The 19,469-nt window shown below is 59.5% G+C and carries 19 protein-coding genes; 7 read left to right on the plus strand and 12 right to left on the minus strand.

Annotation, left to right across the window (positions count from 1 at the left end; translation table 11 throughout):
- Nucleotides 1-11: 11 nt before the first annotated feature.
- The 6 genes from ACAZ03_RS13905 to ACAZ03_RS13930 all read left to right on the plus strand — a co-directional run bounded on the left by ACAZ03_RS13905 (nt 12) and on the right by ACAZ03_RS13930 (nt 4,716).
- Entirely contained in the window at nt 12-332 is a 321-nt protein-coding gene (locus ACAZ03_RS13905) for a hypothetical protein (RefSeq protein ID WP_373354492.1), read from the plus strand.
- 325 nt (nt 333-657) lie between these two features.
- Complete coding sequence (locus tag ACAZ03_RS13910) at nt 658-2,316, plus strand: Eco57I restriction-modification methylase domain-containing protein (protein ID WP_373354494.1); 1,659 nt, start codon at nt 658-660, stop codon at nt 2,314-2,316.
- 2 nt (nt 2,317-2,318) lie between these two features.
- Nucleotides 2,319-3,059, plus strand: coding sequence for a PaeR7I family type II restriction endonuclease (locus ACAZ03_RS13915; RefSeq protein WP_373354496.1), 741 nt, complete (start codon nt 2,319-2,321; stop codon nt 3,057-3,059).
- A gap of 2 nt (nt 3,060-3,061) precedes the next feature.
- A complete protein-coding gene (locus tag ACAZ03_RS13920; RefSeq protein ID WP_373354497.1) occupies nt 3,062-3,496 on the plus strand; it encodes a hypothetical protein in 435 nt (144 codons plus the stop codon).
- The gene (locus ACAZ03_RS13925) at nt 3,497-4,138 is read left to right on the plus strand and encodes a TIR domain-containing protein (RefSeq protein WP_373354498.1); all 642 of its coding nucleotides are present in this window, start codon (nt 3,497-3,499) and stop codon (nt 4,136-4,138) included.
- A 2-nt stretch (nt 4,139-4,140) separates the two neighbouring features.
- A complete protein-coding gene (locus ACAZ03_RS13930; protein ID WP_373354500.1) occupies nt 4,141-4,716 on the plus strand; it encodes a TIR domain-containing protein in 576 nt (191 codons plus the stop codon).
- Nucleotides 4,717-4,978: 262 nt separating this feature from the next.
- On the opposite strand, the gene ACAZ03_RS13935 is transcribed toward ACAZ03_RS13930, so the two are convergent.
- The 12 genes from ACAZ03_RS13935 to ACAZ03_RS13990 form a co-directional block, all read right to left on the minus strand.
- A complete protein-coding gene (locus ACAZ03_RS13935; protein WP_373354501.1) occupies nt 4,979-7,306 on the minus strand; it encodes an AAA family ATPase in 2,328 nt (775 codons plus the stop codon).
- Nucleotides 7,307-7,951: 645 nt separating this feature from the next.
- Nucleotides 7,952-8,452, minus strand: coding sequence for a hypothetical protein (locus ACAZ03_RS13940; protein ID WP_373354503.1), 501 nt, complete (start codon nt 8,450-8,452; stop codon nt 7,952-7,954).
- A gap of 51 nt (nt 8,453-8,503) precedes the next feature.
- The gene (locus ACAZ03_RS13945; RefSeq protein ID WP_373354505.1) at nt 8,504-11,194 is read right to left on the minus strand and encodes an AAA family ATPase; all 2,691 of its coding nucleotides are present in this window, start codon (nt 11,192-11,194) and stop codon (nt 8,504-8,506) included.
- The gene (gene mobC / locus ACAZ03_RS13950) at nt 11,191-11,526 is read right to left on the minus strand and encodes a plasmid mobilization relaxosome protein MobC (RefSeq protein WP_373354507.1); all 336 of its coding nucleotides are present in this window, start codon (nt 11,524-11,526) and stop codon (nt 11,191-11,193) included. The genes ACAZ03_RS13945 and mobC overlap by 4 nt, the downstream gene beginning before the upstream one ends.
- Nucleotides 11,527-11,898: 372 nt before the next feature.
- Nucleotides 11,899-12,327, minus strand: coding sequence for a VOC family protein (locus tag ACAZ03_RS13955; RefSeq protein WP_373354508.1), 429 nt, complete (start codon nt 12,325-12,327; stop codon nt 11,899-11,901).
- A gap of 34 nt (nt 12,328-12,361) precedes the next feature.
- On the minus strand, nt 12,362-12,910 hold the full coding sequence (locus ACAZ03_RS13960) for a cupin domain-containing protein (protein WP_373354510.1): 549 nt from the start codon (nt 12,908-12,910) through the stop codon (nt 12,362-12,364).
- 1 nt (nt 12,911) lies between these two features.
- Nucleotides 12,912-13,682 (minus strand): sugar phosphate isomerase/epimerase family protein, encoded by a 771-nt coding sequence (locus tag ACAZ03_RS13965; protein WP_373354512.1) that lies wholly within the window; start codon nt 13,680-13,682, stop codon nt 12,912-12,914.
- Nucleotides 13,679-14,176, minus strand: a complete 498-nt coding sequence (locus tag ACAZ03_RS13970; RefSeq protein ID WP_373354514.1) for a VOC family protein — start codon at nt 14,174-14,176, stop codon at nt 13,679-13,681. Before ACAZ03_RS13970 ends, ACAZ03_RS13965 begins: the two co-directional genes overlap by 4 nt.
- 100 nt (nt 14,177-14,276) lie before the next feature.
- Nucleotides 14,277-15,518 carry an ABC transporter substrate-binding protein gene (locus tag ACAZ03_RS13975; RefSeq protein WP_373354516.1) on the minus strand — a complete coding sequence of 414 codons (1,242 nt, stop codon included), beginning with the start codon at nt 15,516-15,518 and terminating at the stop codon, nt 14,277-14,279.
- A 26-nt stretch (nt 15,519-15,544) separates the two neighbouring features.
- On the minus strand, nt 15,545-16,645 hold the full coding sequence (locus ACAZ03_RS13980; protein ID WP_373354518.1) for an ABC transporter ATP-binding protein: 1,101 nt from the start codon (nt 16,643-16,645) through the stop codon (nt 15,545-15,547).
- A 4-nt stretch (nt 16,646-16,649) separates the two neighbouring features.
- Nucleotides 16,650-17,576, minus strand: coding sequence for a carbohydrate ABC transporter permease (locus ACAZ03_RS13985; protein WP_373354520.1), 927 nt, complete (start codon nt 17,574-17,576; stop codon nt 16,650-16,652).
- Nucleotides 17,573-18,463, minus strand: a complete 891-nt coding sequence (locus ACAZ03_RS13990; protein ID WP_373354522.1) for a carbohydrate ABC transporter permease — start codon at nt 18,461-18,463, stop codon at nt 17,573-17,575. Before ACAZ03_RS13990 ends, ACAZ03_RS13985 begins: the two co-directional genes overlap by 4 nt.
- Nucleotides 18,464-18,632: 169 nt before the next feature.
- Here ACAZ03_RS13990 and ACAZ03_RS13995 point away from each other — a divergent pair, with 169 nt between their 5' ends.
- On the plus strand, nt 18,633-19,442 hold the full coding sequence (locus ACAZ03_RS13995; RefSeq protein ID WP_373354524.1) for an aldo/keto reductase: 810 nt from the start codon (nt 18,633-18,635) through the stop codon (nt 19,440-19,442).
- The last annotated feature ends 27 nt before the right edge of the window (nt 19,443-19,469 follow it).

Here is a 19,469-nt window from a genome sequence, read left to right on the forward strand (position 1 = left end):
TCGCGAGAAAGATGAACTTCGGTGAAGATGAGCCGACGCCAGATATTTTCCGAGCTGCTGTTGAGAATGACATCGGCGAACTTTCTCGCGCCCTCGCAGAGGGTCAAACGTTAGACCAAGTTAGCACCAACAGACTTCACATGACGCCTCTTCATCTCGCCTGCATCCACTCAAGCAATGACTTTCTACTAGCGGCATCGCGACACAAGTCTTTCGATCCATGGGCAAGAGACGACAATATGCGTACTCCGTGGGATCACGCTGCCGCCAAGCGTAACTTGGAGGCGCAGTCTCTACTGCTGAGCGTAATGCAACGGACGATCATTCGCTGACGTGCGGAGTTGGTGCCTCACCGAGAGGTCTCGTCCTATCCACAGAGCCAAGGGTAAGGGCAAGGGCAAGATGTGTGGGGTCAGACCCCACTACCTTGGCAAGGGAGACGCTGCGCTCTCCCGTTGCATCCCTCTCTCCCGAATTGGAATTTCATCGAAACTCAGGAAGTTATCAGGGGATAACAGCCTACAATATCTGGGGAAGGCTAGCATAGCGTGCACTACCTATGCTAGAAATGAGCCTATGTTCTCTAAATGTTCGACGAGGAACCGCCCTGTGACCGCATCACTCGCCCTACAGCCCGCTTGCCCTAGCTTCTGCGCTGTGACTGAGGCCGTCGAGAAGCTTGCTGCTGGCGCCGGCATCGAAGAGCGGGGTGCTATCTACACCAAGCGTGAAGTGGTCGATTTTATGCTCGATTTGACGGGCTACACCGCCAATGCTCCGCTCAGAGAGTACCGACTTCTTGAGCCGTCCTTCGGCGACGGCGACTTCCTTTTGCCAGCTATCGACCGCCTTCTGGAATCAGCGGCGCGTGATGATGCCCTGACCTATGAGGCGCTTGCTCCTGCGATCCGAGCCATTGAGTTGCATCGTCCGACCTTTGAAGGAACGCGCACGCTTGTCGCCGAGCGGCTTCGAAAAGCTGAATTGTCTCGTGAAGATGTGGCGCGACTATGCAAAGCGTGGCTATATCAAGGTGACTTCCTGTTGGCTGAATTCGAGACTGCCTTTACTCATGTGGTGGGTAATCCGCCCTATGTTCGGCAGGAATCCATTCCTGATATTCTGATGGCTGAATACCGCGCGCGATACAAGACTATATACGACCGCGCTGATATCTATGTGCCGTTCATCGAGCGCTCTTTGGCGCTATTGGGGTGGGGTGGAAAGCTCAGTTTCATTTGTGCCGACCGATGGATGAAAAACAAATATGGCAAGAAGCTTCGTGAGTTGGTCAGCACGAAGTACGCGCTTACTACATACGTCGATATGTACGGCGTTGATGCCTTCCATGCCGAAGTCAGCGCCTATCCTGCGATCACCGTGATAAAACGGGCGGAAGGCGATAAGACTCGAGTCTTTTCCCGTCCTGCCGTCGATGCAAAATTTCTCAAATCCTTGTCCGCCGACTTGACGGCCTTCAAGCTACCAGAGATGAGCAAGGCTCGCGAAATCGAGAACGTCACTGCAGGCAGTGAGCCTTGGGTTCTCGACTCCTTTGACGAGCTTGCCTTGGTTCGGCGCTTGGAGGCGCATTTTCCGACCATCGAGGATGCGGGCTGCAAGGTCGGGATTGGCGTTGCGACAGGAGCGGACAAGGCTTTTATCGGTGACTTTCAAAGCCTCGATGTAGAGGCCTCGCGCAAGCTGCCGCTCGTGATGACGCGTGATATCCTCGAAGGGCATGTCGCATGGCGCGGCAAGGGCATCGTCAACCCGTTCGGTGATGACGGCAAGCTCGTGGATCTCGAGGACTTCCCGAAGCTTCGCGCTTATCTTGAAGAGCGCAAGGAACAGATCGCTGGCCGTCATGTCGCCGAGAAGAACCCGCGCGGCTGGTATCGCACCATCGACCGTATTTATCATGCACTAACCTACCGCGAAAAGCTCTTGATCCCCGACATCAAGGGGGATGCCTCCATCGTGTACGAGGAAGGCAAGCTCTATCCGCACCACAACCTTTACTACATCACATCTGATGATTGGGATTTGCACGCCCTCCAGGCTGTTATGCGCTCGGGTATCGCGCGCCTTTTCGTCGCGCTCTACTGCACCCGTATGCGGGGCGAGTACTTGCGCTTTCAGGCGCAGTATCTTCGCAAGATCAGGATTCCGAAGTGGCTGGACGTTAGCGCCGATCTACGCCTGCGCTTAGCAGATTACGCCGAGACCAACGACCGCCAAGCTCTCAACGAAATTGTATCGGAGCTCTACGGGCTGACACCTGCAGAGCTGAAATTGATTGAAGGAAATCCCTAAGAATGAGCCTCGACCTTGCCAACTACGAAGACCAGGCGCGCGAAGCCGTCAAACTATTCTGGGGCAACCGCGAAGCCGCGCTGGCTAAACAGATTGAGTCCGGCAGCCAAGATGCGGGTTCGCGGGGGGCAGTTACAGCTGGCAAGAACATGGACGGCTTTCTCGTCATCGCTCAGACTCTCATTGAGGCCAACGGCCTTGGTCTGGCTGATATCTGCGTAACGCAGCGGGTGCTGACGCTGCCAGGATTTTTTCGTCCGACGAAGCTGTGGGACATGCTCGTGATGTATCGGGGTGAGCTGATCGCTGCCTTGGAATTCAAATCGCAAGTCGGCCCATCCTTTGGCAATAACTTCAACAACCGTTCAGAAGAAGCTATCGGGACGGCTCACGATCTATGGACAGCATACCGCGAGGGAGCATTTGGGGAAGATGCGCCGAGACCCTTCCTTGGCTGGGTCATGCTGGTAGAAGATTGCGTTAAGTCGAATACACCAGTCTCCGACAAGCAGCCTCACTTCCCTGTCGACCCAGCCTTCAAACGCGCTTCTTACGCTCAGCGGTACGATATTATGTGCAAACGGCTGGTTCAGGAAGGGCTATACTCCAGCGCCACGTTTCTTGCGTCACCGCGTGAAGCGGCCCGCGATGGAAGCTATCGACATCTAAGTGAACTTACGTCCCTGAAGACCTTTGTGACCGAGTTCGCAGGGCATATTGCAGCAGTGGCAGCGAGGAAGTAAGCATGGCCGACGACCACGAGCATGCAGAGAGCATTCGCATCGCCCATCTGACGATGTTGCAGGGCGTTATTACGCGGATGGGCGCGAACTCTTTTACACTCAAAGCTCTGTCCGCAACCTTTGGGAGTGCTGCGGTTGCTATCACTGCGACGGCAGATAACCCATCTCTTTACTACGCTATCGCGGCCTTTGTGCCGGTACTGATATTTTGGCTAATGGACGCTCAGTACCTCAGGTATGAGCGCGCATACCGCGATCTATATGAACACGTCCGTAAAGGCGAAGAGATCGAGGCATACAGCCTAGATGCCGCACCATTTATGCAAGACATCCGTTCAGTGTTTCGCGTTGCCCTGTCTTGGTCCGTTAGCCTGTTCTATTTCGCAATCCTCATCTCCTTCGGAATTGTGATTTACTTGATTCACGCGGGGATTTAGATGGTTTTGGCTTCAGACTACTTGGGAATCGAGCCGCAGAAGCGCAGAGTATTTTTCTCGTTTCACTATCAGAACGATATTTGGCGCGTCAATCAGATCAGAAATTCTTGGCGCTACCAGCACGAAAATCAACGCGTTGCCGAAGGTTTTTATGACGGCAGCATCTGGGAGAGCTCAAAGCGCACCAACGATGACTCACTGAAGGTACTTATTCGTGAAGGTATCAAAAATACATCGGTAACCTGTGTCCTTGCCGGAAGCGCGACGTTCGCACGAAGATGGGTCCGGTATGAGATCGCGCGAAGTATAGTGAAAGGCAACGGCCTGTTGGTCGTTCGTGTACACAACATGTCGAACCAGGCCGGGTATGCGTCACAGGCAGGGCCAAATCCGCTCGATTTCATGGGTACTTATAAAGTCGATGATGGCCGCATACTTCTTGCAGAGAAGAACGAAGGTAAGTGGGAACGCTATACTGACTATACGCAGGCCATACGCCTTCCCCGGCAGTGGCGTCAGCCTACTTCTACAACCGTTGTCCCCCTGAGCACTTATGCGCGGGACTATTGCTACGTATCGCATGGCGGCAATGCGAACTTTCCGGCGTGGGTTCGGCATGCGGCTGGCATGACTGGAGCGTAGCAATGGGACTTGTGACTATAGGCCAAGCCTTACTAGCTGCAGATAGGGAGCTGGCAAGCACCTATCGCGACGCAAAGCTCATCCTTAGAGAGGAGGCAAATACCGGACGCACATCTTTCGATATCTTCCTTTCTCATTCGAAGATAGATGAGAAATATGTGCTTGGTGCAAAACGTATACTCGAAGAGAAAGGCTTTACGATCTATGTGGATTGGATCAACGATCAGCAACTTGACAGGTCCAATGTAAACAAGAACACCGCGGATTACCTTCGAACACGGATGAAACAGTGCAAACTTCTATTCTATTTGCACACCGAAAACGCCAGCGTATCTAAATGGTGCCCCTGGGAGCTAGGTTTCTTCAACGGCCATTCAGGATCTGCTGAGCGAACGTTTATCTTCCCCCTTGTGTTCACTGGAGAAAAATTCACGGGCCAAGAATATCTAGAGCTTTATCCTATTGTTGACATCGACAATGTTGGAAAGGAATCCAGTTTTCGGAAGGATGTCTGGGGCTATTTCCCGTCAACCGAACGAGAATGGCGGCAGATATCATCCATCCTAGATAGGATTTGAAACAATTCGATGATGTCCATGGCATCATAGCAAGCGGATGGCCGGTCAATAGGCCGTGCGTCGAATGAAAATTGCCGAGCGGGCGATTTGCATTGAGGGCTATGTCGAAAATCTCGCGTGTATTCAGGAGGGATGTCTAAATCATCGCGGCTCTGGACATATGGGCTTTCGGTTAAAAGCCAATTGGTGCGCGAATTGTTGCGAGGCAAGCGAAGGGCCGCTTCCAGCCCGAAGCACTCTTAGACGCTACATTAAGTTGCAGTCAGCCATTAGTCGTTTTCTGGTCTGAGAACTCTAGCACTATCTGTTCCAGAGTGGCTGCCTCACTATGATTCGCAGCTTGAGTGTGTTCAGACGCTTCTTTGGACTCCTCAACACTTGCCGAAAGCCCGATGTAGGCATCGCCCATCATCATCTCGTAGTGCCCGCCATGGCCGGAGTCCTCGAATATCCTCTGAAAAACTCCCATGTAGCGCTTGACCTGACCCGGATCGCAAGACATGAAAAGATCATCATTTGCAAAATGTGATCCGTCGTTGATCCAGGATAGCAGCGATTTACAGGTCAACTTTTCCTGTCCGTCAAATTTCTCTATGATGTCTTCTGGTGTGATGCCTCCGAAGAACTTGAAATAGTGTTCAAGAATCCGCCGCATGACATTCTGGATCGCAACATCAGACGGGGTCTTTTGACGTACTTCGCGCCAAAGAAGTTCGTAGCTCGACTTAATTGGGTTTTCTTCCGAGAACTCAACCTCTGACTTCTCACTCGATTTTCTGATAATCCAGAATGTCTCATCTCTGAACGGCGAAGAGCCGTTGCGTTTCGTGTTGAAGGTAATCTCTTTATGGAAGTAGATGTTATGCGTAAGGACGAAGACTTGCTTGATCGAACCGGCGCCATCGCGCATTTCAGAGACGATCCCTTTTATCAGATTGCAGACGATAAACAAAATGTCTGAATCTAGGCTCGACACCGGGTCATCAAAAACAACGATCCGGTCATTCGTAGCGCCGCTGGTCGAGAATGAGCCTTTGATTAGGTGGTAGAAGTACAGGAAGGTGATGAACGATTTCTCGCCTTCGCTGAGCGTTTCTTTTGCATCCGACCCATCTACCCTGCGAACGACATAGAATCCCTCATCGTTGCTTTCGGCCAGATGGAAATTTGTGAACCCGAATGATCTGAGTAGCTTGTTAATATTATCAATGGCGGGCTTAATGCTTGTGATCTTGCGCTCGTTTTCTTCAAGCTCCGATCGCTTGTCGTCAAACTCGCTCTGCTTCTTCTCGATTTGTGCGCTCAAGCCGCTTATCGCTGCGGCGAGCGCTTTGTCTTGCGTCTTGAAATGTTCGTAGGTGGGCTTCGTGTCTTCGATCAGGCGCTTCCAAACCTCCGCGCTAAGGTCCGCCCTCGCTGATCTCAGGTTGCTGAGTGTGTCATTATTGGTTTGCACCTTTGTGTTGGCCGCCCCAATATGCCCATTCACAATGCTAAATAATGGCGCCGTATCTCTTAGAATGACGGGCGCGCTCGGCACCTTCTTCTTCCCTTTGATAGCCTCTATGTTGGCATCAAGCGCCAGATTCAAAGTCGCCAGATCGCGCTCGAACGCGTCGCGCTCCAAAAACCGCGATTCGAGTAATTCCGTTAGCGCATAAGCCGCGCGGAGGTCTTTTACGCCTTTTTCATAGCTTTCAAGAACCGCATCAATGGAGGCGAGATCCGCAACGTAGCTTTCGTCGAAGTACTCTTCCAGGCTCTTTCTGAATGTGTCATCAGTTTTCTGCTGGCAGAACGGGCATTGGTCATCCAGTTGATCGAAATACTGATGTCCCTGGCGTACCCAGTCGCTGTTTCCTAGCTGCTCAATCAAGGCCGCGATATCTACATCAGTCTTGCCGATTATCTTCTTACTTAAAATTGGAGCGCTCTCCTGGTTGGTGATCTTCGCCGCGTTCGGACTTGGAATACTAGCTGCCTCTGTTAGCGCATCTGCAAATACAGTTTCCGCGTCTTTCAAAAGGTCGGCCAAAGGTCGCAAAGTGGCCGTGCTGTTTTCTGCTTCCGCGAGGTAGCGCGTAGAAAATTTCCTCTTGCTGTTGTTCAGCCCTGAGAAAGCCTCACTGAGGTCATTGAGAATGCCCTTTGCAGCCCAAATATCGTTGACGAGCCCGGCCTCTAGTTCTGCACGCTCCTTTTCTTTGCCGCCTTGTCCATCGTCGCCGCTCAGCGTTCGTCGCAGATTCTTAATGGCCTTAGAAAGATCATCGGTTTCGGATTTGAGCGCCTCGATCTTTTCGGCTATTTTGACATTCTCACCGAAAGTATAGATGCCCTTGATGTTGCTGTCGGAATCGAAATGTTGGGCAACAAAGTCTCGGTTATAGACACGCGTTTCGAGCGGTGGGCCAGACTTCCATACGACCTGACAGTCTGGATAAAGGGACAAATTCTCGACGACGCGGGAAATAGTTGTTTTTCCAGATCCGTTCGGCCCGAAGATGAAGTTAAGCGCCTTGAGGCCGGACAGCTTAGTGCCTGTTCCGTCAAAGGCCCCTTCATTCGCCAGTTCTATCTCTTCGATCATGGTGCATGCGCCACTAATTGCTCAAATTAAATATTATCAACGTGACACTTAATTTCGCTTACTCGCAAGTGTTTTTTCTATCTTCTAGGTCTTGTGCATCTCTTTGGCGATCGGGCTGTCGTGAACCGAGCCTTTAGTCTTGTACATTCGGCTTCCATCCCTTGCGTAAGATCATCTGGCAGCCCTGCGGGATGAAGTCTTTCTCAGTGCCGGGGTTTGCAGCCCCGTCATCCGTCAAGACCACGCCCTTCGCATACGCTACGGGCGCAGTCGACGGTTTCCCCATCCTTCCGCGCGCTTCGCGCTTGTGCAGGACAGGTGATCCCCCTCCGGTGTCTGCGGTCTTGACGGTCTCCCCCCCTCATTGGCGCGAGCCTAGTCCGGTTGCAGGCGCAACCGGTCTTGAGAGTTCGAAGAATGGCTGTAACCGGAACTTTTATTTGATAGTGACCGACAAGATCATTTCCGATCAGGAGCATGGCGAGTTGACATGACTAAAGCCCTGGTTGGCGGGAAAACTGAGCCGCTTAATCGTAAAGCCGGTGATCTTTGCTCACACTATCGGAGTCAAAATTTTTATAATCTGGGGCATGAGAATATGTGTTTGACTAGTTGGCAATCCGAGTTCGTTCCGAATGGATTCGATTAGAAGTCTTCCATGTCGCCGCCGCGCTCGACGTATTCATCATGAAGATCGTAGGTTATTTGCACGAATAGCTCCACGAACACCCACTCATCTAGATCGGCCACGATCCCTTCTTCGGCTAGGCTTTCGATACCCTTTGATATTCCATCACTAAGATCGGAAAAAGCTCTGGCCGCATGCGACCAAAGTTCTCGAAGCTCATCAATAGTTGGAGTGTAGGTGATCTGGTGCGCCAGTTTGTTTCGCATGGTGTTAATCGAGAGCAGCACCTCTCGTTGCGGACCATTGATAATGCCAATATCTGAGCATAGCTGAACAAGCCGCGCATGGGTAAGCTGATCGCCGAGGCGTTCCAGCTTTGCGTCGTATTGCACGAGTAGCTTTCGGAGCAGGAACTCGATGGCAAGATGACCTGGTAGGAAGGCGCCTAAGAGCTCATTGCCGCCAATAGTGTGTTGGTAGAGGTCAGTAAAATTTCCAACCTGAGTCTTCTTGCTCATGAGCTAATTATCCATCGAAACTACAATCTTGGCAACAGTTTGAGTGAATAATCAAAGCGCGCGCCGTGGGCCCGCTGGGCGCTGCGGTATCAGGAAATCACGTTCAGTACTCTCGTGTCTCGCAGATTTCAGTAATCTGTAAATCCGCATCTGCTCGCGGTGGCGCGTCAGCGCGACGTAGATCAAATGCCGATCCATAGACGGGCTCGACAGGACGAAGCTGCGGTCGACGGTGCAACCTTGCGATTTATGGATGCTGACCGCATAGCCGTGATCCAACGCGGCGTAGGATCGCGGATTGATCAGGACGGTCCGATCGCCGTCGTCAAGCTTTATGCGCAATGTTCCGTTGGCCACCGAGGCGACGCTGCCGAGCATGCCGTTCCGCAAGCCTAGGCTTGCGTCGTTGCGCGTGAAGAGGATGCGGTCCCCGGATGCGAAAACGCGTGGCCCGTGCTCAGTCTCCGCATATATATCATCTTTCAACTCACTGGCGGAGACACGACCTTCGCGGATAGCCTGATTGAGCGCGAACACATCCCGGCGTCGGTGCGCTAAGGCAAGAAGGCTGGCCTTCGGGTTCGCACGCATGTCAGCGAGATAATCGTCGGCCAGGGATGAGATGGCCAGATCGAGGTCGCGTGCCTCTTGAACATAGCCGCGGTCGGCATAGTCGCGCAGCGCCATGTCCACATGACCGTTCGCCAGATCGGTCGAAGCCCTGCGCTGCCAGTCTGCTTTCTGACGGCGCACCTGTGTCAGCCTGGCATGGTCATGCCGGGCGAGCAGATCGCGGAAAGGCGTTCCCGATTCGATCGGTTGGAGTTGATCCGGATCGCCCACGAGCACGACCTTGCAGTCTCGCGAGTGCAGTTCTTCCATGACGCGAACGAGCTGCCTCGTGCCGACCATGCCGACTTCGTCGATGACAAAGACCGAGCCACTTGCGATCGGTTCCGCGCCTACCTTCCAGCTACTTTCCAATGAGGCCAGCGTCCGGGATGAGATTCTCGAGGCAGCTTCGAGCGAGTCCGCTGCCTTGCCGGAAAGTGCCGCGCCATAGACTTTATATCCCTGCGCCTCCCAGGCGGCGCGGGCCGCTTCCAATAGCGTGCTTTTGCCCGCCCCGGCATAGCCGACGACGCATGATAGCCCGTCCGCAGAGAGAACGTGATTGAGCGCTCCGAATTGCTCGTCACTGAGCACTGCTCCGACCTGCGCCAACTCTCGGCTTCTGACGGACACGGCGTTTGAGACATGGCGGCGGTCGACCGCATGTCGCCGGGCTCCCGCCAGCGCCGCGGCGCAAGCAACGAGGCGGTGCTGCGTGCCCTGGTAGTCTCGCGTGGTGAATCGCGCACCTGCGTCGGAAGAAACCGCAATAAGATCGGGCGAAGCGAGCAGTCGTCGCCGAATGCGCTCTTGCCAGTCGGCATCGGGGGAAACGGCTCCGAGGACGCGGTTTATATCGCCTGTCGTGAACGCCTCTGCCTTGGCAGAAAGATGATCCAGTACCATCTCGGGCCGCAATTCCACATCCAACATGGAGGGCGGTGCATCTCCCAGCGGCAGCACCAGCTTTTGGCGCGGGTCAGCGGTGGGACGTCCGTCAGCCAATTCAGCTGCGAGGCGATCGAAAGCGAGCCGATGCTCCCGCGCGCGGTCAAGGTCGCGGCGTTCCGCCAGATGCTTTTGGATCATTTCATCCAGCTCGCGGCGGTCGCGAGTTAGCTTTGCTTCGGCTTCCGCCGCCAGCGCCGCTTCGATCTTTGAAAGCCCACCGGTTAGGCGTGCCCAGACGCCGCTTAACCCTGTCGGCAGTCTTGCTTGACGGCGCTGCAGTTCCTCGCGCTCACGGATGGTTTGGCGCTGTGACAGAGCATCGCGTTCCGCACGCTGACGGACAACAATAGCGGCAAGTGCATCATCCGGCCTGACTGGCGACTGTACCACGGGATCGGTGACTGAAGCGGCAGCATCTTCAACGCTTGGCAATCCATCAGGAAGGCCAAGCCGCACTCTTAGCGCTTTCGCACCAGCGCCCGTCCAGCGGGAGAGAGAGTAGATTTTCCCATCAGCATCGACGGCAACAAAAGTGCGCCTAGTGCCTTGCGCTATGGCGAACCCATGTTCACGCAGGGCGGCGGCCAAGGCACCCTTGGAGTCTGACCGCTCCCAACATTCGCGGAACAGCGCTTTTAGTTCTTTGGGATCGCGCGCAGCCTTCTTTGACTGCGCCGCTTCGACCTGGGTGAAGCTGTTCGGATCACGATCCTTCGCTGCGATGAAACCCGCGGGCATTTCCCAGCCATGCGCCTGGTATAGGTTCCGCGCCACTTCCTGAAGTCGCCGCTTGAAATGCGGTAGGTTGATCGCTCGCATTGTTTGGGTGTCGATCCGCGACCAGACACAATGCGCGTGTCGCCGGGATTTCTTTTCGTGGAAGACAACTGCCCGAGGCTGGCCGGCCAGGCCGAGCTGCATCTCGATCTTGTCGATCGCTGCCTCGAACACAGCTATAGGCACGTCATTTCCTAGCGGTGGGTTCAGGCTCAGCGAGAAGAGATACTGTCTGCACTTCGTGCCGAGCGAAATGGCCTCCGTTTCCTTGAACGCACCGACCAGATCGTCCGCCACAAAGCCGCGCAGCTCGTGCACCACCGCATGCTCGTTGTCATCGACATTGAGTAGGTGGAGGGCAAGATCGCGCCCGAAGCCGCGCTGGTTGCCCTTCAGGATCATGACTTCAGGCCTAGCGCCTGCATCAGGATCGCGCGCATAGCGATGACAGCGTGGCACGCCTCTTGAAGATCGGACGCGGTCGTGTCGTCGACCGGTAGGGTTCCAATGTTGGCGTGGTGGGCGAGCTGGTTCAGGTTGTTGGCAATGCGCGACTGGCCCAAGAGCCCGAGCAGCTTTCCAATCGCTTCGCGATCTTCGATGGCCAGTCCGCTCGCGCGCCGACGTGGCAGAATTTCACCGAGTGCCTTCGCCCGGAGGAAGACGCTGAGCGCCGTGCCGTTCGCAAGTTCGGTGAGTTTGGCATGATCTTCAGGAGACAGACGGACGGTCACGCGTGGACAGTCGCGCGTCCGCCTTCGCCGATTGGTTAGGGACGTTTTAGAGTGAACTGTCCTCCGGCTGAATTCCTCGCGTAGGCCGTTCATAGCGACGGTCCACTTGGGCGCCGTGGCCGCTGTGGCATCAGGTGTTGCTGAGCTTCAAGAACACCGTTCCAGTCAGCCAGTGTCTCAAGGATGGAGTTCGAAAACTCTCCCTCAAGGTCCACCAGACTTCCCCTCACCGATGAACCGCCAGCCCCTCCGGGGCGCCCGTGCCTTGCACCATGCCGTACCCCATGCCAAGCCGCGAAACGGCCCGGCCCAGAAACGACGATGGGGGCCCCGCCGGAGCCCCCACCTGCCGATCCTTCTCGCGCGCGGCGCTTACCAGTCGGCCTCGATGCTCTTGCCGCCGCCGGAGAACTGGACGCTGACATCGGTGTACTGGAAGATCTCGATCTTCACGCCGTTGGGGTCGTCGATCCAGGCCTGCCAGGTCTCGTCGACGCCCTTCTTCGGCGCCGTCGGCTCGATGCCCTGCGCGCGGATATGCGCCACGGCCTCCGGCAGGTCCTCCACCTCGAGGCAGAGGTGGTTGATCTGGTTCTTGCCGGAGTATTCCGCCGAGCCGTTCTCGAAGACCTCGACGAAGGTCCGGTTGCCGGCATCGAGGTAGAAGCCGAAGATCTTCCCCTGCCGCGTGAAGTTGAAGACGGTCTTCATGCCGAGCACGTCCTCGTAGAAGCGGCGCGTCTCCTCGACGTCGCGCGCGAAGATGCAGACATGGGCGAGTTGCTTGAGATTGAGGGCCATGGGAGGCCTCCTCCTGTTGGGGCGGGGGCGGGCCTCAGCCCAGCCCGTCGCGGAAGTCGTTGAGATCGGCCTCGACGCTCGACGGCGCGTCGAGCCAGTCGTCCATCGCCGCGCCGGTGACCGGGTCCTTGGCCGGGATCGGCAGCATCATGATGCGCTTGGCCGCCTCGCGGGCGGCGAGATCGTCCAGCCGCTCGCCGCGCATGTTGTCCCAGTCGCGCCCGTCGGGATAGCCGCCGACGACGAGCACGTCCTCGGAATTGCCGGTCATCTCGTGGCTGACGCCGGCGGGCATGACGACGACGTCCCCCGCCTCCAGCCGCACCCGCACCCCGCCGGAGACCGAGAGCTCCAGCTCCATCCAGCCCGTGGCGACGCCGAGGCATTCATGGGTGGTGGAGTGGTAGTGGGCGTAATCGTAGATGCCGGGGTAATCCCAGTTGTTCGTCCAGCCGTTGCCGCGGAAAAGCGCCCGCATCTCAACCGCCCCGCCGCCCGGCAGGGCGCCGCGGTGGATCAGCAGCGGAAAGCGGCTGTTGGGCACATGGCCCGCGGGGCGGGATGTGTGGCGTTCGGTGTCCATGTCAGCTCCCTTTGGCGAGGCCGATCCGGCGCATGGTCTCCGCCGAGCGGGAGGCAAAGGCGCGCCAGTCGGCGGGGTTGTCATGCTCGGCGACGACATGCGTGGCCGCCGTCGCCTCCATCAGCGGCACCAGCGCCTGCCAGTCGATGATGCCGTCGCCGGTGGCGCGCCAGCCGTCTTCGCTCGACATGCCGTCCGGCCCCGCCGTGTCCTTGAGCTGGATGGCGACGATGCGGTCCGCATAGCGGCGCAGCTCCTCCGCCGGGTCGGCGCCGCCCCGGACGATCCAGCCGCAGTCGATCTCGAACTTTAACGCCTCGCTGACGCCGAGGATGTGGTCGATGGGCCGCGTGCCGTCGGGCAGCGCGACATATTCGAAATCGTGGTTGTGCCAGGCGACGGTGAGGCCGCGCTTTGCAGCGACCTCCGCCCCGCGCGCCAGGATCTCGCCGATGCCGCGCCAGTAGGCGGCGGTCGGCTGGCGCTCTTCCTGCGGCACATAGGGCGGTATCAGCACCTCGGCGCCCATCGCCTCGGCGATGTCGCACCAGGCGCCCGGATCCTCGGCGAGGCCGGCCAGCGGCATGTGAAAGCCGATGATCCGCATCCCCGCCGCCTCGACCGCCCGCCGGAAGGCGGCAGGGTCCGCCTCATAGGCCGGCAGCCAGGGTTCGATCGCGTCATAGCCCATGGCGGCGAGCTCGGGGAGCTGCGCCTCGAGGGGCGGGAAGTTCCGCGAGGAATAGAGCTGGTAGGCAAGCGGGAAGGTCATTCGGCGGCGTCCGCCCCCTGCGGTTCCTTGTCCTTGTCGAACTCGAGGAGCTCGAGCATCACGCCGAGGTCCTTGACGGTGTCGTAATAGGCATAACGCCCGTGGCTGCCGTCGAACTCGCCGCGCTGCAGGAGCTTGTGGCCCCGCTCCTCGAGATAGGCGTTGCGCTTGGTGAGGTTGCGGGTGCGGAAGGCGATGTGGTGGCAGCCGGGGCCCTTCTCTTCCAGAAGGTCGCGCCAGGCGCTCTTCTCGGGGCCGGGCTGGAGGAATTCCACGTCGATGTTGCCGAAGGCGAACATGCGGATCGTGCAGCCGACCCGGGCGGGCTGGCCGTTGTAGATGGCTTTCGCCTCTTCGGGCTCGGCGGCCTTGCCCTCGGGCGGCATGTCCTTGCCGGTCAGCTCGGCGAACCAGCGGGCGGAGGCCTCGGCGTCGTGGGTGACGAAGCAGATCTGCATCACCTCGTCTTCGTCGAGCAGTCGTTTGTCGATCATGGGGGGGTCCAGTTCAGGCAGCCGCAGGGGCGCGGCGGAGGGGAGTGAGGGGGCCGGGCGGCCCAGGAAGGAGACCGCCCGGCAGGGGATCCGCGGCGGCTCAGCCGAGGATCAGGTCGTAGTTGCTCTGCATCTGCTCGATCGCCTCGTCGGTGGTCATCGACGGGTCGCTCCAGAAGTTGAAGAGCACGTCCCAGAGGGAGGATTGCCAGTCGGCATCCACCATGGTGTGCGGGTTGGCCACCTGGTGCTCGGGGTCTTCCAGATAGCCGAGAACGGCCTGGCTGCAGGCGTCGATCTCGCCGGCGGCGTCGAGCCGGACGGGGGTGGAGCCCTTCGCGGCCGCGAACTGGGCCTGCACCTCGGGGTCGAGGACGACCGAGGCGAAGTCGAGCTCGGCGGCGTCCATCTCCTCGGACTGGTCGCCGAGGATGCCCCAGGCGTCGACCGTCACCGGCACGGCCATGGCGCCGGGGATCTGCATGCAGCCGAAGTCCTCGCCGGCGACCTTGCCGGCGGCGGTCCATTCGCCCTTCATCCAGTCACCGTGGATCTGCATGAGCGCGTCGCCGGTGATGACCATGTTGGTCGTCACGTTCCAGTCGCGGTTGACGGAGCCCTCGTCGGCGGCCTCCTGGAACTTCCGCAGCCAGTCGAGCACGAGACGCATCTCGTCGCTGTCGATCATCGCCGGATCGACCTCGCCGCCGTAGATGCCGTTGTAGAAGTCGGGCCCGGCGACGGAGGCGGCGATGGCATGGGTCAGGTAGCCGATCTGCCATTGCTGGGCACCGATGGCGATCGGCACCACGCCGGCGTCACGGATCATGTCGAAATCGGCGAACATGGCGTCGAGGCTGTCCCAGGCCATGGGATCGACGCCGAGCTCTTCGGCCACGTCCATGTTGTAGTAGACCATGCCGTCGATATGGATCGCGGTCGGGATCTTCATGATCTCGCCGTCGACGGTGATGCTGTCGATCACCGAGGAGGGCAGATGGTCGAGATAGCCGTTCTCCTCGTACCATTCGGTCATCGGCCGGGCCATGCCCATGTCGGCGAGGTCGCGGTAGAAGCCGGGGCTCGACTCGAGGAACACGTTGGGCGGGTTGCCGCCGGTCACGAGGTTCAGAAGGCTGACGTTCGAGCCCGTGTCATGCGGAATCGCGATGTCGGTCCAGGTGTGGCCCATGCCCTCGAAGCGGTCCTTCAGCACGTTGAGCGCCGCCACTTCCGGCCCCGAGGACCAGTTGTGGTAGATGATCACCTCCTCGGCCATGGCGGCCGGGGCGAAGAATGTGCCGCAGAGCAGGGCGGCAGTCAGTCGGGTCGTCGTCGTCATCTTGGGTCTCCTCCCTTTCGATGAAGTCACAGCCGTTCTCCCGAAGCGGCGTCGAACAGGTTCGCCTTGCCGCGCGGAAAGGCGACGCTGATGGTCTGGCCGGGGCGGAGGCGCGAGGCGTCCCCCGGCTCCACCCGGTGCGAGAGCAGCCCCTCGCCCCAGTGCAGGTATCCCGTGGCATCCGAGCCGGTGCGCTCGGTGTGCTGAAGCGGCAGCTTGAACGTGCCGGCCGCTCCCTCGATGGCGGCATTGGGCGCGCCGAAATGTTCGGGGCGCAGGCCGATCACGATGGGCGCGCCGTCCTCCGGCGCCCGGGCGAAGGCGTAATCGTCGAGCGCCAGCGTCTCGCCGGTGTCGAAGACACCCGTGACGCCGCCGGCCGCCTTGCGGATCTTGCCGGGCTTCAGGTTCATCGCCGGGGCGCCGATGAAGCCGGCGACGAAGAGGTTCGCCGGCCGTTCGTAGACCTCGTCGGGCGTGCCGAACTGCTGGATCACCCCGCCGTTCATCACCGCGATGCGCGTCGCCATGGTCATCGCCTCGATCTGGTCGTGGGTGACATAGACGACGGTCGGATTGAGCTCGTCATGCAGGCGCATGATCTCGAGCCGCATCTCGGTGCGCAGCTTCGCATCGAGGTTCGAGAGCGGCTCGTCGAACAGGAGCACGTCGGCATGTTTCACCAGCGCCCGGCCGATGGCGACGCGCTGGCGCTGCCCGCCCGAAAGCTGGCTCGGCCGCCGGTCCATCAGCGGCTCGATCTGCAGGAGCTTCGCGGCCCAGTCGACGCGGCGGGCCACCTCCTCGCGGGGGAGCTTCGCGGCCGAGAGGCCGAACTTCAGGTTCCCGCGCACCGATTTCGTCGGATAGAGCGCGTAGGACTGGAAGACCATGGCGAGGCCCCGATCCTTCGGGTCGAGATCGGTGACGTCGCGGTCGCCGATGTAGATCCGCCCGGAGGTGACGTCGGTCAGGCCGGCGAGCATGTTGAGGAGCGTGGTCTTGCCGCAGCCCGAGGGGCCGAGCAGCACCAGGAACTCGCCGTGATCGACGCTGAGGTCCAGATCGTCGAGCACGGTCAGGCCGCCGTAGGTCTTGACGATGTTCTCGAAACTGACGCGCGGCATGGCCTTATCCCTTGATGGCGCCGGCGGTGATGCCGGCGACGAAGAACTTGCCCACGAGGAAGTAGATGACGAGCGGCGGGATCGCGGTGAGCAGCGCGGCGGCCATGTCGACGTTGTAGGAGGCGGTGCCGGTCGAGACCGTGACCATGTTCGCGAGGTTCACGGTCATCGGCTGGGTGTTGAACCCGCCGAAGGTCACGCCGACGAGGTAATCGTTCCAGACGCTGGTGATCTGCAGGATCAGCACAACGATCAGGATATTGCCCGACATCGGCAGGATGATCTCGACGAAGATCCGCCAGAACGAGCCGGAATCCATCACGGCGGCATTCATGATCTCGCGCGGGATGTCCTTGTAGAAGTTGCGGAAAATCAGCGTCAGCACCGGCATGGCCATGATGGAATGGACCACCGCGACGCCCATGATCGTCCCGTAGACCCCCAGCGTCCTCGTGATGCCGATCAGCGGATACATGATGATCTGCAGGGGCACGAAGGCGCAGAGGAAGAGAAGGAAGAGGAAGGTCCCCGCCCATTTCACCTCCCAGAGCGCCAGCGCGTAGCCGGTGATCATGGCGAGCGAGATCGACAGGAGGAGCGACGGCAGCAGGATCCGCACGGAGTTCCAGAAGCCGACCTTCAGCCCCTCGCAGGTGATGCCCGAGCAGGCCTCGAACCAGGCGAAGCGCCAGGCCTCGAGCGTCCAGGTCTCCGGCAGGGCGAAGATCTGGCCCTGGCGGATCTCGTCCATCGTCTTCAGCGAGGTGGTGAGCACCACATAGAGCGGCACGCAGAAGAAGAGCGCACAGATCGTCAGGAAGACGAGCACCGCGATGGAGCGGCCGGTGAGGCGACGGCGACGGCGCGGGACGGCCTTGGCGCGGAGCGCGGTGGCGCCGGCGGCGGCTTCTGTGACGCTGAGATCGGTCATGCTGCATCCCTCCTGCGGTTCTGCCAGGCGGTCAGCAGCACCAGCGGCAGGAAGACGAGCAGCGTGATGCCGAGCATCATCACCGCGGCGGCGCTGGCGTAGCCGAGATTCTGCTTCTGGCTGAGGGCGTTGATGACAAAGTACGCCGGCACCCAGGTCGACTGTCCGGGGCCGCCATTCGTCATGGCGAGCACGATGTCATAGGCCTTGATGACGCCGAGCGAGAGCAGGATCGCGCAGGTCAGGAAGGTGAACTTCATCATCGGGATGATGATCTCGATATAGAGCCGGGGCAGGCTCACGCCGTCGAGCTTCGCCGCCGACCAGATCTCGCCGTTGATGCTCTTCAGCCCGGCGATCATCAGGGCCATGTAGAAGCCCGAGGATTGCCAGATCGAGGCGAGGATGATGGCGTACATCGCCGTGTCGCCCTGCGCGAGCCAGTTGAAATCGACCGATTCCCAGCCCATCCGGTGCAGCGTCGCCTCGAGCCCCATCGTGGGGTTGAGGATCCAGCGCCAGGCAACGCCGGTGACGATCAGCGACACGGCGAGCGGGTAGAGGAAGACGGTGCGGAAGAAGGCCTCGCCCCGCTTCTCGCGGTCGATCATCGCCGCGAGGATGAAGCCGAAGACGATGGCGAGCGCCGAACCGATGCCGAGCGTGATGAGGTTCCAAAGGGCCGTGGACCAGCCCGCGTCCTGAAAGAGGCGGTCGTATTGCCGGCCCCATTCCGTCCAGTCGATGGCATAGTCCGGCACGCGCCGCGAGCGGGTGAAGGACAGGTATATCGTCCACAGGATCGACCCGACGAACGCGACTGCCGTGACCGCCAGGGCGGGGGACAGCGCGAGCTGCGGGGCGATCCGGGTCCAGCGGATCGTCATGGCTCCTCCCTCGGCCGGACCCTCCTCGGCCCGGCTCCGACGCAACTTTCCCCCGGTCTCCGGGGCTTTCCGCCGCGTTTGTATTAACGTTAATACTGAGATAGGATTCGCATTGCGTCAACACAAAATCGGCGGGCACCCTCAGTCAGCCGAACAGGAGGAGGATCGGATGCTGACCAAGGACATGCCACCACTGGGCTTCGGCACCTACGGGCGCAAGGGGCCCGAGGGGATTGCCGCGATGCTCTGCGCGCTGGAGACGGGCTACCGCCATCTCGACACCGCGCAGGACTACGGCACCGAGCGGGAGGTGGGCGAGGCCGTGCGCCAGTCCGGCCTGCCGCGCAGCGAGATCTTCGTCACCACGAAGGTCCGGCCGGCGAATTTCGGGCCCGGCGACCTCGTGCCCTCGATCGAGGAAAGCTGCGCGATCATGGGGCTCGATCAGGTGGACCTCGCGCTGATCCACTGGCCGGCGCCCAATGGCGAGCGGCCGCTTTCCGACTACATCCCGCAGCTCGCCGAAGCGCGCGAGCGGGGTTTCGCCCGGTACATCGGCGTGTCCAACTTCACCATCGCGCTTCTGGACGAGGCGCTGGAGATCCTCGGTGGCGTGCCGCTCCTCACCAATCAGGTCGAGCTCAACCCCTGGTTCCGCAACCGCAAGCTCGCCGATCACTGCACGGCGCGGGGCGTCGCGGTCACCTGCTACCAGCCGATCGCCCAGGGCCGGCTCGGTGACGACCCGGTGCTGGCCGAGATCGCCGCCGCCCATGAGGCGACGCCGACCCAGGTCGCGCTCGCATTCGAGCTGTCGCGCGGCTATGCCGCCATCCCCACCTCGGGCAAGCCGGAGCGCATCCGCGCCAATTACGCGGCGCTGGACATCCGGCTGACAGCCGGGGAAATAGAGCGCATCGAAGGGCTGGACCGGGGCGAACGCTCGATCGACCCGGACTGGGGCCCCGCCTGGGACTAGGCCCGCAAGGGATCAGGCACAGGCAGC

Origin of the sequence: Pseudoroseicyclus sp. CXY001 (genome assembly GCF_041714655.1) — a bacterium.
Classification (GTDB): domain Bacteria; phylum Pseudomonadota; class Alphaproteobacteria; order Rhodobacterales; family Rhodobacteraceae; genus Pseudoroseicyclus_A.

What these genes read in the sequence shown, in the direction of transcription:
- ACAZ03_RS13940 (WP_373354503.1), bottom strand. Translation starts at nt 8,452, where the DNA reads ATGAGCAAGAAGACTCAGGTTGGAAATTTTACTGACCTCTACCAACAC.
- ACAZ03_RS13965 (WP_373354512.1), bottom strand. Translation starts at nt 13,682, where the DNA reads ATGACCTTCCCGCTTGCCTACCAGCTCTATTCCTCGCGGAACTTCCCG.
- ACAZ03_RS13995 (WP_373354524.1), top strand. Translation starts at nt 18,633, where the DNA reads ATGCTGACCAAGGACATGCCACCACTGGGCTTCGGCACCTACGGGCGC.
- ACAZ03_RS13935 (WP_373354501.1), bottom strand. Translation starts at nt 7,306, where the DNA reads ATGATCGAAGAGATAGAACTGGCGAATGAAGGGGCCTTTGACGGAACA.
- ACAZ03_RS13945 (WP_373354505.1), bottom strand. Translation starts at nt 11,194, where the DNA reads ATGATCCTGAAGGGCAACCAGCGCGGCTTCGGGCGCGATCTTGCCCTC.
- ACAZ03_RS13960 (WP_373354510.1), bottom strand. Translation starts at nt 12,910, where the DNA reads ATGGACACCGAACGCCACACATCCCGCCCCGCGGGCCATGTGCCCAAC.
- ACAZ03_RS13990 (WP_373354522.1), bottom strand. Translation starts at nt 18,463, where the DNA reads ATGACGATCCGCTGGACCCGGATCGCCCCGCAGCTCGCGCTGTCCCCC.
- ACAZ03_RS13980 (WP_373354518.1), bottom strand. Translation starts at nt 16,645, where the DNA reads ATGCCGCGCGTCAGTTTCGAGAACATCGTCAAGACCTACGGCGGCCTG.
- ACAZ03_RS13915 (WP_373354496.1), top strand. Translation starts at nt 2,319, where the DNA reads ATGAGCCTCGACCTTGCCAACTACGAAGACCAGGCGCGCGAAGCCGTC.
- ACAZ03_RS13905 (WP_373354492.1), top strand. Translation starts at nt 12, where the DNA reads ATGAACTTCGGTGAAGATGAGCCGACGCCAGATATTTTCCGAGCTGCT.
- ACAZ03_RS13920 (WP_373354497.1), top strand. Translation starts at nt 3,062, where the DNA reads ATGGCCGACGACCACGAGCATGCAGAGAGCATTCGCATCGCCCATCTG.
- ACAZ03_RS13970 (WP_373354514.1), bottom strand. Translation starts at nt 14,176, where the DNA reads ATGATCGACAAACGACTGCTCGACGAAGACGAGGTGATGCAGATCTGC.
- ACAZ03_RS13985 (WP_373354520.1), bottom strand. Translation starts at nt 17,576, where the DNA reads ATGACCGATCTCAGCGTCACAGAAGCCGCCGCCGGCGCCACCGCGCTC.
- ACAZ03_RS13955 (WP_373354508.1), bottom strand. Translation starts at nt 12,327, where the DNA reads ATGGCCCTCAATCTCAAGCAACTCGCCCATGTCTGCATCTTCGCGCGC.
- ACAZ03_RS13930 (WP_373354500.1), top strand. Translation starts at nt 4,141, where the DNA reads ATGGGACTTGTGACTATAGGCCAAGCCTTACTAGCTGCAGATAGGGAG.
- ACAZ03_RS13925 (WP_373354498.1), top strand. Translation starts at nt 3,497, where the DNA reads ATGGTTTTGGCTTCAGACTACTTGGGAATCGAGCCGCAGAAGCGCAGA.
- ACAZ03_RS13975 (WP_373354516.1), bottom strand. Translation starts at nt 15,518, where the DNA reads ATGACGACGACGACCCGACTGACTGCCGCCCTGCTCTGCGGCACATTC.